The 14,275-nt window shown below is 71.5% G+C and carries 12 protein-coding genes; 5 read left to right on the forward strand and 7 right to left on the reverse strand.

All coding sequences use genetic code 11. The features are described from left to right. Window positions 1–3: 3 nt before the first annotated feature. The 7 genes from ABD347_RS26865 to mtnA all read right to left on the reverse strand — a co-directional run bounded on the left by ABD347_RS26865 (window position 4) and on the right by mtnA (window position 8,496). Complete coding sequence (locus tag ABD347_RS26865) at window positions 4–765, reverse strand: response regulator (protein WP_344366012.1); 762 nt, start codon at window positions 763–765, stop codon at window positions 4–6. 192 nt (window positions 766–957) lie between these two features. Next, a complete protein-coding gene (gene hpf, locus ABD347_RS26870) occupies window positions 958–1,644 on the reverse strand; it encodes a ribosome hibernation-promoting factor, HPF/YfiA family (protein ID WP_344366015.1) in 687 nt (228 codons plus the stop codon). Between the two features lie 330 nt (window positions 1,645–1,974). Further along, the gene (locus tag ABD347_RS26875) at window positions 1,975–2,703 is read right to left on the reverse strand and encodes a ComF family protein (protein WP_344366039.1); all 729 of its coding nucleotides are present in this window, start codon (window positions 2,701–2,703) and stop codon (window positions 1,975–1,977) included. A gap of 87 nt (window positions 2,704–2,790) precedes the next feature. Then, on the reverse strand, window positions 2,791–4,650 hold the full coding sequence (locus ABD347_RS26880; protein WP_344366016.1) for an LpqB family beta-propeller domain-containing protein: 1,860 nt from the start codon (window positions 4,648–4,650) through the stop codon (window positions 2,791–2,793). Beyond that, entirely contained in the window at window positions 4,640–6,646 is a 2,007-nt protein-coding gene (mtrB, locus tag ABD347_RS26885; RefSeq protein WP_344366018.1) for an MtrAB system histidine kinase MtrB, read from the reverse strand. The genes ABD347_RS26880 and mtrB overlap by 11 nt, the downstream gene beginning before the upstream one ends. 1 nt (window position 6,647) lies before the next feature. Beyond that, window positions 6,648–7,337, reverse strand: coding sequence for a two-component system response regulator MtrA (gene mtrA, locus ABD347_RS26890; protein WP_344366020.1), 690 nt, complete (start codon window positions 7,335–7,337; stop codon window positions 6,648–6,650). A 4-nt stretch (window positions 7,338–7,341) separates the two neighbouring features. After that, window positions 7,342–8,496: an S-methyl-5-thioribose-1-phosphate isomerase gene (gene mtnA, locus ABD347_RS26895; RefSeq protein ID WP_344366022.1), complete on the reverse strand. Its 1,155-nt coding sequence runs from the start codon at window positions 8,494–8,496 to the stop codon at window positions 7,342–7,344. 183 nt (window positions 8,497–8,679) lie between these two features. On the opposite strand from mtnA, the gene ABD347_RS26900 reads away from it, so the two are divergent. From ABD347_RS26900 to ABD347_RS26920, 5 genes are read left to right on the forward strand one after another with little or no spacing between them, the layout of a single operon-like run. Continuing rightward, window positions 8,680–9,912, forward strand: coding sequence for a DUF7847 domain-containing protein (locus ABD347_RS26900; protein ID WP_344366025.1), 1,233 nt, complete (start codon window positions 8,680–8,682; stop codon window positions 9,910–9,912). A gap of 4 nt (window positions 9,913–9,916) precedes the next feature. Next, complete coding sequence (locus ABD347_RS26905; protein WP_344366027.1) at window positions 9,917–10,606, forward strand: DUF4129 domain-containing protein; 690 nt, start codon at window positions 9,917–9,919, stop codon at window positions 10,604–10,606. Continuing rightward, entirely contained in the window at window positions 10,603–11,814 is a 1,212-nt protein-coding gene (locus tag ABD347_RS26910; RefSeq protein ID WP_344366029.1) for a DUF4350 domain-containing protein, read from the forward strand. The genes ABD347_RS26905 and ABD347_RS26910 overlap by 4 nt, the downstream gene beginning before the upstream one ends. Then, on the forward strand, window positions 11,811–12,794 hold the full coding sequence (locus ABD347_RS26915) for an AAA family ATPase (protein WP_344366032.1): 984 nt from the start codon (window positions 11,811–11,813) through the stop codon (window positions 12,792–12,794). The genes ABD347_RS26910 and ABD347_RS26915 overlap by 4 nt, the downstream gene beginning before the upstream one ends. 11 nt (window positions 12,795–12,805) lie before the next feature. Continuing rightward, window positions 12,806–14,116: a DUF58 domain-containing protein gene (locus ABD347_RS26920; RefSeq protein ID WP_344366034.1), complete on the forward strand. Its 1,311-nt coding sequence runs from the start codon at window positions 12,806–12,808 to the stop codon at window positions 14,114–14,116. The last annotated feature ends 159 nt before the right edge of the window (window positions 14,117–14,275 follow it).

Consider the following 14,275-nt stretch of genomic DNA (forward strand, 5'->3'; position numbering starts at 1 on the left):
GCCTCACCTGATCTCGAGGATCTTCTCCCGCATCGCGTAGACCACCGCTTCCATCCTGGAGTGCAGCTGGAGCTTCTCCAGGATGTTGCGGACGTGGTTCTTCACCGTGTTCTCGGAGATGAAGAGCTCCTTGGCGATGTCCCGGTTGTTCATGCCCGTGGCGACCAGCTTCAGGACCTCCAGCTCCCGGTCGGTCAGCCGGGGCGCCGGGACGAGGCGGCGCTCGTCGGTGCGCTGGATCATCGACTTGAACTCGGTGAGCAGCTTCGACGCCATGGACGGGCTGATCTGCGACTGTCCGTCGGCGACCGCCCGGATGGCGGTGGACACCTCGTCGGTGGAGATCTCCTTGAGGAGGTAGCCGGTGGCGCCCGCCTTGATCGCGTCGTAGAGGTCGGCCTCCTCGTCGCTGATCGTCAGCATGATGATCTTGGCGCTGGGGGCGACCTCCTTGATGGAGGTGCAGGCCTCGATACCGCCGCGCTTGGGCATCCGGACGTCCATCAGCACGATGTCGGGGAGCAGGTCGGCGGCCTTGTCGACGGCTTCCGCGCCGTCGCCCGCCTCGCCGACCACCTGGATGTCCTCCTCCTGGGCGAGAACGATCTCCAGGCCCCTGCGGAAGAGCGCGTGATCGTCCACCACCAGGACCCTGATGGGTTCCTTGCGGGACGTCTCGCTGTCCGTGTCGCTCCCGCGGCCGGCTCCGCCCACCGGGGCGCCGAAGCCGCCCGGGTGGTGCACCGGGCCGAAGCTGTCCGCCATCGTTCCTCCCCCTGCAGGCCTGCCTGACGTTCCCGTGCGGTACGCCAACCCCGGCCTTCGGAGCAGCGGTTGGCGTGCCCCGTCATGATTTCATGCCCGGACGGTGAAGCGGTGATCCTCTGGTCGCACGGGGGTGCCCCCGGGGGCGCACACGGCGCTCCCAGGGGCACCACCGGAGTGGTTCGGCAGTCGTCAACCGCCGAGCGCGCCCCCCGCACCGCCTGCCTCGGAGCCGGCCAGCGGGTCGCTCTCCAGGTGGATGACGCCGTAGTCGTAGGCGTGCCGACGGTAGACGACGCTGGGCTGCTTGGTCTCGGAGTCGACGAACAGGTAGAAGTCGTGCCCGACCAGCTCCATCTCGTAGAGAGCCTGGTCGAGGGACATCGGGGCGGCCGTGTGGGTCTTCTCGCGGACCACCAGGGGACCTTCGCCCCGCACCTCGAGCGGGCCCATCCGCGTGGTGGGGACGGAGTCGCGCTCCTCCACCGCCACGGAGCCGTTGCCGTTGAGGTGGGCCACTCCCGGAACGGTGTCGGCGACCTCCGCGGCGGAGAGCCGCCCGGTGCCGCGGCGGGTGTGACGCTTGTCGTGCTGCTTGCGCAGGCGGGCCTCGAGCTTGCCCGTCGCGAGGTCAAGGGCTGCGTAGGGGTCGCCTGCCGCCGCCTCCGCCCGGATCACCGGTCCCCGGGAGTGGAGGGTGATTTCCACGCGGTCGGACCGGTCCGCCTGCCGCGGGTTGTGTTCCTTGGACACCTCGACGTCGAGGCTGATCACCTTGGCGTCGAGCTTCTGGATCTTCTCCAGCTTCAGCTTCTCGGCCACGTGCTTGCGGAACCGCTCGGGCACCTCGGTTTTGCGGCCTTTGACGACGATGTCCACGCAGAACTCCGTTCCCGGATCGCCCTGCCGGCCCACCGGCCGGCGAGCATCTCCCTTTTGCACCAGACCCCGGTGACTACCGGAGCCTCGGACTTGGCGACTCGTCCTCCTCCTCCCCCGTAGGCAAGATCCCCACCCCACCACCTCGATGTCCTGACCGTGCCCGGAATCCGGCCGGAAACACGGCAGCGCATTCGGTGAAGCGCGGCTTTCGCCATTCCTCACACCCGAACATAGCTCGCTCCGGCGGATGTCGGCACCCGCTATCCGCACGAACCTCCGATCAGGTGTTTTCGCTCCCTCGGTAGCTACAACGTTGCACGTTCCCCGTCAGTTCCGGATTATTTCGAAGGAGACCGGAGGAGCGGCGACAACCGCGGCGCTCACCTGTACGAGTCCCCCGATTCGCGGCTCGGAACCGGCCCGCAGGGCCCTGGCCGCCTCGACCAGCGAAGCCCCCGTGGTCATGAGATCGTCGACCAGGACGGGTCTGCCGCCCCCGAGCAGGCGGCCGCCGCCGGGTGCCGCCTCCAGGGCGTCCGCGAGGTTGGCCAGGCGCTCCCGCGCGCCCAGCCCGGCCTGGTCGGCCACCGCGCGGCGCTGCCGCAGCACGGGCAGCACCCGCGCCGCCGTCCCCCTCCGCCGCAGCTCGGCCGCCGCCGCCAGCGCGATCCGGCGCCCGGCGTCGTGCCCACGCGCCCGCACCGCGCGCCGCGCGGAGGGCACCGGCACCAGGAGCAGCGGCAGGCCGTCCGAGCCGCCAGAAGCCGCCACAGAGGCCCTGACGGCACCGGCCAGCGCGACCCCCAGCGGCCGTGCCAGCCCCAGCGCCCCGCGCTCCTTGTGGCCGAGCAGCACCGCCCGCACGGCATCCGCGTAGGGGGCCGCGGCACACACCACCGGAAGCCCCGCCGGCTCGGGCACCGGCCGCACCCGCCGGGCTTCGGCCCCGCCCAGCCCCCGCGCGCACGCCCCGCACAACGGCGTACGCGGCCGCCCGCACCCGCCGCAGGCCACCGGCAGTACCAACCCGGCCATCTCCCGCCACCACCAGCGCATGACCCACTGTCCCAACGGCGCGGGCCCGCCTTCCACCCCTGTGGACAACCGGCCGTCCCCCGCCGCCGCGGGGCCCGCGGACCGGTGTCAGCCGGGATAGACCGGGAAGGTCCCCTTCTCGACCATCGGCTGCCAGTTCGCTCCCGCGTACAGCCGCACGATGCCGTCGTCGGCGGAAGCCGCGACCAGCGGGGCGCGCTCATTGTTCGACGCCGCGACCATCTTCACCTGGTTCAGCCCCGGAATCGCCGCGGCCGGAGTCGAACCGTCCGTCTGGATGTAGCGCACCTGCTGCACCCCGCCGGCCAGCTTCCCCAGCACCACCAGCCGGCTCTGCCCCGCCCACGACACCGACGTCACCGACTCCATCCGGGGGGCGATCGCCTGCGGGTCCACGACCTGCACGGTCTGCTTCGCGCCGGCCCCCTGCCGCTCGACCCGCCCGATGTGCAGGGTCGTCCTGTCGCCCTCCTTGAGCAGCAGCGCCATACGCACGCCGTCCTCGGACACCCTCAGCCCCTCGATCCGCACCCCGTCGGCGAGCCAGGGAGCAGCCACCGGCACGGGCTCCTCCGAGCCGTCCGGAAGGAACAGCAACCGCGGGTTCGCCGGGTCGCGGTCGGCGACCCACAGACCCCCGCGGCCGTCCCAGCTGGGGGCGGACAGCCGGTCGTCGCGCCGTGCACCCTCACTGCTCACCACCGGCGGCGGGAGCTCCCCGGCCCCGTCGGAGACGACGGAAGCCACCCGCAGGTACGCGTCGCCGTCCGACACCACGGCCGCCCGCCGCTCGTCGCGGTCGACCGCGACCTTGGAGACCTTCACCGCCCCGCTGCCGAACGGCCCCGGCACGGGCGACGGCTTGCCCACGTTCTCCCCGCCGGCCTCCAGCTTCGCCAGCCGGCCGGACGCGTCGATGAAATACGGGTTCGCCGACTTGAGGCCGCCCGACGGATCGGGCCGGTAGTTCTCCCTCTGACTTTCCCCCATCAAACACAGCGTGCCCCCGTCCTCACGCTGCAACTCGACCTGCTCCACCCTGGTGGACGCCAAATCGCCCAGGGTGAACAGCAATTGGGCCGCCATCCGCCGGCATGTGCCGAAACCTATGTTGTCGGCCTTCTTATTGAGGGGCACCTTGAGTCTGTTCTGGTCGTCGGGCGTCAGCGACGTGACACCGGCTTTCAGCGCCACGCCGGTGGGGAAACTGGAATCCACCACCGGCTCCAGCCAGTTCGTCGGCCCTTCGAGCAGCGCCTTGACCGTCTGCGCGACCGGATCCATGCCTGTCACCGGGTCCTGCCGCTGCCGGATGTACACCGGGTCGGCCACGACCCAGTGCCGGCCGGACGCGAAGTAGTACTTGTTGACCGCCCGGTAGTTGCGCTGGAAATCCGACTCCCCGAGCAGCAGTCCCGCCGGCAGGTTGTCGATGCGCCATTCCTTGCCCTTGCCGTCCGGGCCGGGCGCCCGCACCAGCTGGATCGCCCCGGAGTACTTGGTCGTCCGCACCGGCCGGTAGGCGTGACGACCGTCCACCGTCGCGATCTTGTCGCCGTGCAGCGCGTAGACGCGGCGGTCCTGTGTCTCGCGGATACCGCTCCGCTCCTGCCGGCTGACCGGCGCGGCCATCAGCACCGTGGTGCCCGCCTCGGGCTTCCACTCCTGGGCCGCTTTCCTGGTCAGGTACGTCCGGGCCGTGGCGAACCCCGGGTCGTCACCGGTCATCGCCTCCAGGAACCCGTTGACGATCTCGTCCGGCTCCGCGTTCTCCCGTGGCGTCACCGGATACACCCGCACCTGCGAGTCCCCCGGGTTGGACGCCTTCACCTGGGAGACGTCCCCGGAGTCGGGCATCGAACCGCAACCGGCCAGCAGCACCCCGCACGCGAGCAGCACCGCTGCCCGCACCGTGCGCCCCCGGCCGTGACGACGCTCAGCGCCCACGACGCGTCCCCTCCCGCTTCTCCTGGGCCGTGGACGAACCGTCCTCGCCCGCCCGCTCTCCGGGTCCACGCGACACCACCCGCGAACCGCTGCCGGGCAGGGCCGTCGGGTCGGCGGGCACCTGCGCCGCCTGCCTCGGCGGCAGCGCCGTACGGGACGGCGCGGGCAGCGCCGCGCGGGTGGAGCCCCCCGCCTGGCCCGGCACCACCGGCAGCCGGCCGGCGCCCTGCGGCGCCTCCTCGACGGCCGCCCGCTCGCGATTGCGCCGCGAGTCCTCCGGCTCCAGCGGTATCGGCGACCCGCGCAACGGCTCGTCCGCCGTACGCGGCAGCGTCAGCCGGAACTGCGAACCGCCACCCGGCTCACCCCACGCCTGCAGCCAGCCACCGTGCAGACGCGCGTCCTCCACGGCGATCGAAAGCCCCAGCCCCGTACCACCCGTGGTACGGGCCCGCGCCGGGTCCGCCCGCCAGAAGCGGTTGAACACCCGCGTCGCCTCACCCGGCTTCAGGCCGACCCCGTAGTCACGCACCGCGACGGCCACCGCACCTCCCGCGGCAGCCATCCGCACCACCACGTCCCGGCCCTCACCGTGCTCCACCGCGTTGACGACGAGGTTCCGCAGCACCCGCTCGACGCGGCGCGCGTCGGCCTCCGCGACCACCGGCTGCTCGTCCCCCACCACGAGGATCCGGCCGCCCTTGCGCTCGGCCAGCGGCTCGGCGCCGCCGATCACCCTGCGGACGACCTCCCGCAGGTCTATCGGCTCCGCCTCCAGCGCCGCCGCACCCGCGTCGAAGCGGCTGATCTCCAGCAGGTCCGACAACAGCGACTCGAACCGGTCCAGCTGGTCACCGAGCAGCTCCGCGGAACGAGCCGTCACCGGGTCGAAGTCCTCCCGCGCCTCATGAATGACATCGGCCGCCATCCGTACCGTGGTCAGCGGCGTACGCAGCTCGTGCGAAACGTCCGAGACGAACCGCCGCTGCATCCGCGACAGCTCCTCCAGCTGCTGGATCTTGTGCTGGAGGTTCTGCGCCATCTTGTTGAATGCCTCACCGAGCCGGGCGATGTCGTCCTCGCCGGTGACCTTCATGCGCTCCTGAAGCCGTCCCGCCGACAGCCGCTCGGCGATCCCGGCCGCCATCCGGACCGGTGTCACGACCTGCCGCACCACCAGCCAGGCGATCGCGCCCAGCAGCACCACCACGAACAGCCCGGCCGTCGCGAGGGTCGTCTTCACCAGGGCGAGAGAGTCCTCCTCCTGGGTCAGCGGGAACAGGTAGTACAGCTCGTACGCGTTGCCGTCGATGTCATTGAGGCGTTTTCCGATCACCAGCCCGGCCTCGGAGGGCTTGCCGTCCGAGTAGTTGATCCGGGTGTACGTCTGGAACGCCCCCGGCCCGTGCGACGCGACCGACTCCCGCAGCTTGACCGGGATGCTCCGCGCCGGCTCGACACCGCCGGAGGCCCGCGCGCCCCGGCTGGGCGCCGCGCCCTCCGAGTCGGAGCTGAGAGCCACCACGTTGAACGCGCCCTGGCCGCCGCTCGCCAGCTGCACGACCAGATCGGACCGCCAGTTCAGCGACGCCCGCGCCGTCCCGCCGTCCGGCCCGACCGTCCCCGGCTGCTCATCGGCCTGGCCCTGGGCCGCCGAGAAGCCACCGGACGCCTGGCTCTGAGCGGCCCGCTCCTTGGCGTCCAGCAGACCATTGCGCATCTGCCCGATCACCACGAACCCGAGCAGCAGCACCACTCCGAGTGACATCAGCAGCGTGCCGGCGACCACCCGCAGCTGGATGTTCCGCCGCCACAGCCGGAGCGCCGGCAGCAGCGGACGGCGCACCCAGCGCGCCAGGAGCCGGAGCACCGGCCCACCCGGCGCCCCGTCCTGGAACAGACGACCCGACCGCCAGGACTGACGCCCCGGCCCGGCAGCCCGCCCCGCACGGACTCCCGGGTTCCCGGGCTTCGGAGCAGCGCTGCCGCGGGACATGTCAGCTCGGTCCGGCCTTGTAGCCGACACCACGTACGGTGACGACGATCTCCGGCCGCTCCGGGTCCTTCTCGACCTTGGAGCGAAGCCGCTGCACATGGACGTTCACCAGGCGCGTGTCCGCGGCGTGGCGGTACCCCCATACCTGTTCCAGCAGCACCTCACGGGTGAACACCTGCCACGGCTTGCGGGCCAGCGCGACCAGCAGATCGAACTCGAGCGGGGTCAGCGCGATCGAGTGCCCGTCCCGCTTCACGGAGTGACCGGCCACGTCGATGACCAGGTCACCGATGGTCAGCTGCTCCGGCGCCGGCTCCTCCGACCTCCGCAGCCGCGCCCGGATCCGGGCGACCAGCTCCTTCGGCTTGAACGGCTTGACGATGTAGTCGTCGGCGCCGGACTCCAGCCCGACCACCACATCGACGGTGTCGCTCTTGGCGGTGAGCATCACGATCGGCACTCCGGACTCCGCCCGGATGAGCCGGCACACCTCGATGCCGTCCCTGCCGGGCAGCATGAGGTCCAGCAGCACCAGGTCCGGCTTGGCCTCCCGGAAAGCGGCAAGCGCCTTGTCGCCGTCCGCTACGAACGACGGCTCGAAACCCTCACCACGCAGCACAATCCCGAGCATCTCGGCCAGTGCGGTGTCGTCGTCGACGACTAGGACGCGTCCCTTCATAATCGACATCATCCCATTAGCTAATCGTTACCTGGCGTGACCTGGCACACAGCTCGGCAATTCCTGCCCCGGTGACCGGGGAAACCGCCCCCTGTTCGGTGACGATCGCCGTCACCAGTTCCGGGGGCGTGATGTCGAAGGCGGGGTTGTACGCCTGGGTCCCCAGCGGCGCCACCGGCAGCCCACCGCCGGCGCCCGGCCCCACTCCCCCGGCCGCCACCTGCGGCGGAGCCGTGAGCTCCGTCACCTCCTGCCCTGCGCGCTGCTCCACCTCGATGGACGCCCCGTCCGGTGTCCGCAGGTCGATGGTCGTGATCGGCGCCACCACGACGAACGGCACATGGTGGTACCTGGCCAGCACCGCGAGCGGGTAGCTCCCGACCTTGTTCGCCACCGAACCGTCGGCGGCGATCCGGTCCGCCCCGATCAGCACGGCGTCCACCTCCCCGGCCGCGAACAGCGAACCCGCCGCGTTGTCCGTGAGCAGCGTGTACGCCATGCCACTGCGCGCCGCCTCGTACGCCGTCAGCCGCGCCCCCTGAAGCAGCGGCCGCGTCTCGTCCACCCACAGCCGCCGAAGCCTGCCCGCCCGGTGCGCCTCCAGCGCCACGGCGAACGCGGTCCCCTCCCCGCCCGAGACCAGGGCCCCGGTGTTGCAGTGGGTCAATATCCGGTGCCCGCCTCCCGGCAGCAGCTCGTCCAGCAGTGCCAGCCCGTGCCCCGCCATCAGCGCACTGGCCTCGGCGTCCTCCCGGTGCAGGTCCCTGGCCTCCGCCAGCGCCGCCCGTGCGGCCCCCTCCCGGCCCGCGCCCTTCTCCAGCGCCACCCGGTACGCCCCGGCCGCCCGCCGCACTCCGTACGCCAGGTTCACCGCGGTGGGCCGTGCCCCCGCCAGCAGCTCCGCCGCCTCGTCCACGTCGTAGCCCCGCACGGCGGCCAGCGCCACACCGTAGGCACCCGCGATACCCAGCAGCGGCGCCCCGCGCACGGCGAGCGTCTGGATCGCCCGGACCAGCGCGGGAACATCCGTACAGACCAGCTCGACCTCCTCGACCGGCAGCCGCGTCTGGTCGAGGAGCACCACCACCGGTCCTTCCGGCGGCTCCTCCCAACGCAGGGAGGGCAGCATGGAGGATGCGGAGCCGGGAGTTTGTGCGTACTGATCAGCCATCCGCCCAGTCTGCCCGCTGAACCACGGACAATGAAGGTGCCGACGAGATCCGACCCCAGGCCCGGCCCTGGACGGCGCGTGGCACCATGGCTGCCAACCTGCCTGCCTCACCGAGCGGCCCGGCACCGTGACCGAGCCGGCTCGACGAGTCGGCACCGCGACGAACGCACGAGGTGGACGACCGTGAACGACACTCCGGGCTGGGCCTCGCCCGGATCCTCGCCCTCCGACGGCCAGGGCCCCGACGTCCCACGGCCCGCCGAGCCCGCCGACGCTCCCGGCGCGCCCTCCAAGTGGTCCGCCAATCAGCCGCCGGCGGCGCAGTGGACTCCACCGACCGCGCCGGGCCCCTCTGGTCCCGTTCCGCCGAGCGCACCCGCACCCGGCTGGGGTGGCGGCCCTCACCAGGGCGGCTGGGGCCGACCGCCGGCCGCCAAGCCCGGCGTCATCCCGCTGCGCCCCCTCGGCGTCGGCGAGATCCTCGACGGCGCGGTCTCCACGTTGCGCGCCCACTGGCGGACCGTGCTGGCCATCACGCTCACCGTCTCCGTCATCACGCAGATCGGCGACATCCTCTTCCAGCGCTTCCTGGTACCGGCACCGCCTCAGCTCAGTGCGGACGCCACCCCGGAGGAGGCCCTGCAACAGTCGGTGGAGTCCCTCAAGGCGAGCCTCATCTCCCTGGGCCCCACGACGCTCCTCACCCTCATCGGCACCTTCATCACCACCGCCCTGCTGACCGTCGTGATCAGCCGCGCGGTGCTGGGCCGCCCGGTGACACTCTCCGACGCCTGGCGCGAGGCCCGGCCGAGGCTTCCCCAACTCCTCGGCCTGACACTCCTGCTGCCGGTGCTGAGCGCCGCCCTCATGGCGATCGGCCTGCTCCCGGGTCTGCTCATCGACGGCTCGCCCGCGGATGTGCTGGTGACCGCCCTGGGCGGTGTCGCCGCTGTCGCCGTCATCCTCTGGCTCCTCGTCCGGTTCAGCCTCTCCTACTCGGTGCTGATGCTGGAGCGACAGGGGGTGATCGCGTCCCTGAAGCGCTCCGCCAAGCTCGTCCAGGGCGCCTGGTGGCGGATCTTCGGCATCCTGACGCTCACCATGCTGATGATGTTCATCATCTCGATGATGATCGCCGTCCCCTTCACCGTCATCGCGTTCGCGGTGGACGGCAGCGGGCTCAGCGGCCTGTTCGCCGGTACCACCCCCCAGTTCGGTCTGGTCTTTCTGATCATCACCGGGATCGGGGCGGTGATCGCCGCCTCGATCACCTACCCGATCTCCTCGGGTGTCTCGGTCCTCCTCTACATCGACCAGCGCATCCGGCGGGAGGCCCTCGACCTCGAACTGGCCCGCGCCGCGGGCGTACCCGGATACGACTCCTCCTCGCCCGGCGACACCGCCCCCAGGAGCTGATGCGGTGCCGAACACGGGGGGCGTGACGACGGCGTGGCCGACGGTCCGCGCGAGCGACGACGTACCGCTGGACATTCCCCGCCTCCCCGCCCGTGAGGCGGCGGAGCGGGAACTGTCCAAGCCCATGTACCACGAGAACGACCCCAACCTGCTCGAGCGGGCTCTCGACGCCTTCTGGGACTGGGTCGGCAGTCTCTTCGGCTCTGCGTCGGAAGCCGCCCCAGGAGGCCTGCTCGGTCTCGTGGTGATCGCCCTCGTCATCGTGGCCCTCACAGGCGCCCTGTGGTGGCGCCTCGGCAGCCCCCGGCGAGGACCCGTCACCTCCGACCCACTCTTCGGCGACCGCGTCCGCAGCGCCACCGATCACCGCGTCGCCGCCGACCAGCACGCCTCGGCCGACCGGTGGAACGAGGCCGTCCAGGAACGGATGCGAGCCATCGTGCGCTCCCTGGAAGAACGCGCCATCCTCGAACCGCGCCCCGGCCGGACCGCCGACGAGGCCGCGGCCGAGGCCGGCCGCTCCCTGCCCGCCCACGCCGACGAACTCCGAGCAGCCGCACGAGCGTTCGACGACATCACATACGGTGGCCGCACCGCCGACCAGCACGCGTACCAGCGCCTCAAGGACGCGGACTCCGCACTGGAACGGGCCAAGCCCCAACTGAGCGGCACCACCCGGGGAGCCGCCGGATGACCGCCACCTCCACCGGCTCCCCCACCTCCACGTCTCTCACCACCCGCCAGATCTGGACGCGGGTGAGAGGGCTGCTGCTCGCTCTGGTCATCCTCGTCCTGGCGGGAATCGTCATGGCCCTCGTGCGCTCCGACGGCCGGCACGGCCACCTCGACCCCCGCTCCCCCGACCCACGGGGCAGCCGCGCCGTCGCCGAACTGCTGCAACAGCGCGGGGTCACCACCCGAGTGGTCACCACCCTCGATCAAGCCACCACCGCGTCGGGCCCCGACACCACCCTCCTCGTCACCGCCCCCGACCTGCTGACGGAGCGCCAGCAGAAACGCCTCCGCAGCGACATGGACACCGCGACCGGCCGCACCGTGCTGCTCTCCGCCGGTGCTCCCTCCGTCGGCACCCTGGCGCCCGGGGTGAGCGCAGGAACCCCCGCTCCCGTCTCCGCGCTCTCCCCCCAGTGCTCCATGCCCGCCGCCGACCGGGCCGGCGACGTCGACCTCGGCGGCGAGCGCTACACGACCGAACTCCCGGGCGGCGACGCCTGCTATCCCAACGACGACCTGGCCACTCTCCTGCGGATCAACGGCCCCGCCGGAAGTGACACCGTCCTCCTCGGGTCCCCCGACATCCTCCACAATGAGCGTCTGGACAAGCGGGGCAACGCCTCGCTCGCCCTCCAACTCCTGGGTTCCCGCCCTCATCTCGTCTGGTACCTCCCTTCCCTCGACGACCCCTCCGCCGCAGACGGGAGCGGCGATCGCCAGGAGAGCCCCGCCGAACGCGGCTTCCTCGAACTGATCCCGTCCGGCTGGCTGTGGGGCACCCTGCAACTCCTCCTCGCCGCCGCGCTCGCCGCCATCTGGCGCGCCCGGCGCCTCGGCCCCCTCGTCACCGAACAGCTCCCCGTCACCATCCGCGCCTCCGAGACCACCGAGGGCCGCGCACGCCTCTACCACCGCGCGAACGCCCGCGACCGCGCGGCCGCTGTCCTCCGCACCGAGGCCCGAACCCGTCTCGCGCGCATCCTTGGCGTCCCACTGACCGAAGCCCACTCCCCCGAATCCTTGATGCCGGCCGTATCAGCACGGCTCGCCACCCGGGACAGGGATGTCGGAGATCTCCTCTTCGGCCAGGCCCCCGCCGACGACACCGCGTTCATCCAGCTCGCAGACCACCTCGACGCCCTCGAAAGAGAGGTACGCACCTCATGAGTGCCCCGACCCCCGAGACCGCTGAGAACTCGGACAGCGCCCGCTCCTCCCTGGAGGCCCTGCGCACCGAGATCGCGAAGGCCGTGGTCGGGCAGGACCCGGCTGTGACCGGGCTCGTCGTCGCCCTGCTCTGCCGAGGTCACGTCCTCCTCGAGGGTGTGCCCGGTGTCGCCAAGACCCTGCTCGTCCGTGCGCTCGCCGCGTCTCTTGAACTGGACACCAAGCGCGTTCAGTTCACTCCCGATCTGATGCCGAGCGACATCACCGGTTCCCTGGTCTACGACGCCCGGACCGCCGAATTCTCCTTCCAGCCCGGCCCGGTGTTCACCAACCTCCTGTTGGCGGACGAGATCAACCGGACACCTCCCAAGACCCAGTCGTCGCTCCTGGAAGCGATGGAGGAACGCCAGGTCACGGTCGACGGCACACCGCGTCCGCTTCCAGAGCCCTTTCTCGTCGCCGCCACTCAGAATCCCGTCGAGTACGAGGGCACGTATCCGCTACCCGAAGCGCAGCTGGACCGGTTCCTGCTGAAACTGACGGTGCCTCTGCCGACCCGCCAGGACGAGATCGACGTCCTGACCCGCCACGCCGAAGGCTTCAACCCGCGAGACCTGAGGGCAGCCGGGGTACGCCCCGTCGCCGGCCCCGCCGACCTGGAAGCCGCCCGCGCCGCCGTCGCGAAGACCACGGTCTCCGCCGACATCGCCGGCTACGTCGTCGATATCTGCCGGGCCACCCGTGAATCCCCCTCACTCAGCCTCGGCGCCTCCCCACGAGGCGCCACCGCACTGCTCTCCACCGCCCGCGCCTGGGCCTGGCTCACCGGCCGCGACTACGTCATCCCCGACGACGTGAAAGCCCTGGCCCTGCCCACCCTCCGCCACCGCGTCCAACTGCGACCAGAGGCGGAGATGGAAGGAGTCACCCCCGACTCCGTCATCACCGCGATCCTCACCCACGTCCCCGTCCCGCGATAGGGCGGTGAACCGTGGCCCTCACCGGACGAAGCGCGCTCCTGGCCGCCATCGGCGCCCTGCCCGTCGGCATCTTCGCCCCCAGTTGGACGGGGATGCTCGCCGTCAACGCGCCCCTTTCACTCGCAATTCTGTGCGACTATGCGCTCGCGGCGCCAGTACGCACGCTCCGGTTCACCCGAAGTGGTGACACGAACGTTCGACTGGGTGACGGCGCCGAAGTGCACCTCACTGTCGCCAACCCCTCACGTCGGCGCCTGCGTGCCCACCTCCGCGACGCCTGGCCGCCCAGCAGCTGGCTTCCCGGCAGCGAGCAGGCCGCCTCACGGCACCGACTTACCGTCACGGCGGGCGAACGCCGACGCCTCACGACCGTCCTCCGGCCCACCCGTCGCGGCGACCGGCACGCCGCGCGGGTGACCGTCCGTTCCTACGGTCCGCTCGGCCTCGCCGCCCGACAGGGCAACCACGAGGTCCCCTGGACGGTTCGTGTCCTGCCGCCCTTCACCAGCCGCAAGCACCTGCCGTCCAGACTGGCCCGCCTCCGGGAACTCGACGGCCGCACCAGTGTCCTCATCCGCGGTCAGGGCACGGAGTTCGACAGCCTGCGCGACTACGTCCCCGGCGACGACACCCGGTCCATCGACTGGCGCGCGACCGCCCGCCATACGACCGTGGCCGTCCGCACCTGGCGTCCCGAGCGGGACCGGCACATCCTCGTCGTTCTCGACACGGGCCGCACATCGGCCGGCCGGGTCGGCAACGTGCCCCGCCTCGACGCGTCCATGGACGCCGCGCTGCTCCTCACGGCGCTTGCCTCGCGGGCAGGCGACCGCGTGGACCTCCTTGCCTACGACCGCCGGGTCCGTGCCCGCGTCCAGGGCCGTTCCGCGAAGGACCTCCTACCGGCGCTCGTGAACGCCCTCGCCCCGCTCGAACCCGAACTCGTGGAAACCGACGCGCGCGGCCTCAGCTCTGCGGCCCTGGCCACCGCCCCCCGGCGTTCCTTGATCGTGCTCCTGACGAGCCTGGAAGCCGCTCCCGTCGAAGAGGGCCTGCTCCCGGTTCTTCCGCAGCTGACCCAGCGCCATACCGTCGTGGTGGCCTCCGTCTCGGACCCGCAGACGGAAAGGATGACGAAGGCACGCGGCACCGTTGAAGCGGTTTACCAAGCCGCCGCAGGCAGCCAGGCCCAGGCCCAGCGCCGCCGCAGCGCGGAGCAACTGCAGCGTCACGGCGTCACTGTCGTGGACGCCACCCCGGACGACCTCGCGCCGGCCCTCGCAGACGCCTATCTCGCTCTCAAGGCAGCGGGTCGCCTCTGATTCAGCCTCCAATGCGGTACGCCGAACCGACCGACCGAACAGGGCCGGATCGGTTCGGATTGCGGCTGAACGCAGAAAAGCCCCGCACCAAAAGGTGCGGGGCTTTCCCAAAACTTGTTCGGCGGTGTCCTACTCTCCCACAGGGTCCCCCCTGCAGTA

This window comes from Streptomyces gobitricini (assembly GCF_039532985.1).
Taxonomy (GTDB): domain Bacteria; phylum Actinomycetota; class Actinomycetes; order Streptomycetales; family Streptomycetaceae; genus Streptomyces; species Streptomyces gobitricini.

Bases quoted from the DNA above. Each gene is read 5' to 3' on its own strand.
- ABD347_RS26865 (WP_344366012.1), bottom strand. From the start codon at position 765: ATGGCGGACAGCTTCGGCCCGGTGCACCACCCGGGCGGCTTCGGCGCC.
- ABD347_RS26875 (WP_344366039.1), bottom strand. From the start codon at position 2,703: ATGCGCTGGTGGTGGCGGGAGATGGCCGGGTTGGTACTGCCGGTGGCC.
- mtrB (WP_344366018.1), bottom strand. From the start codon at position 6,646: ATGTCCCGCGGCAGCGCTGCTCCGAAGCCCGGGAACCCGGGAGTCCGT.
- mtrA (WP_344366020.1), bottom strand. From the start codon at position 7,337: ATGATGTCGATTATGAAGGGACGCGTCCTAGTCGTCGACGACGACACC.
- mtnA (WP_344366022.1), bottom strand. From the start codon at position 8,496: ATGGCTGATCAGTACGCACAAACTCCCGGCTCCGCATCCTCCATGCTG.
- ABD347_RS26910 (WP_344366029.1), top strand. From the start codon at position 10,603: ATGACCGCCACCTCCACCGGCTCCCCCACCTCCACGTCTCTCACCACC.
- ABD347_RS26915 (WP_344366032.1), top strand. From the start codon at position 11,811: ATGAGTGCCCCGACCCCCGAGACCGCTGAGAACTCGGACAGCGCCCGC.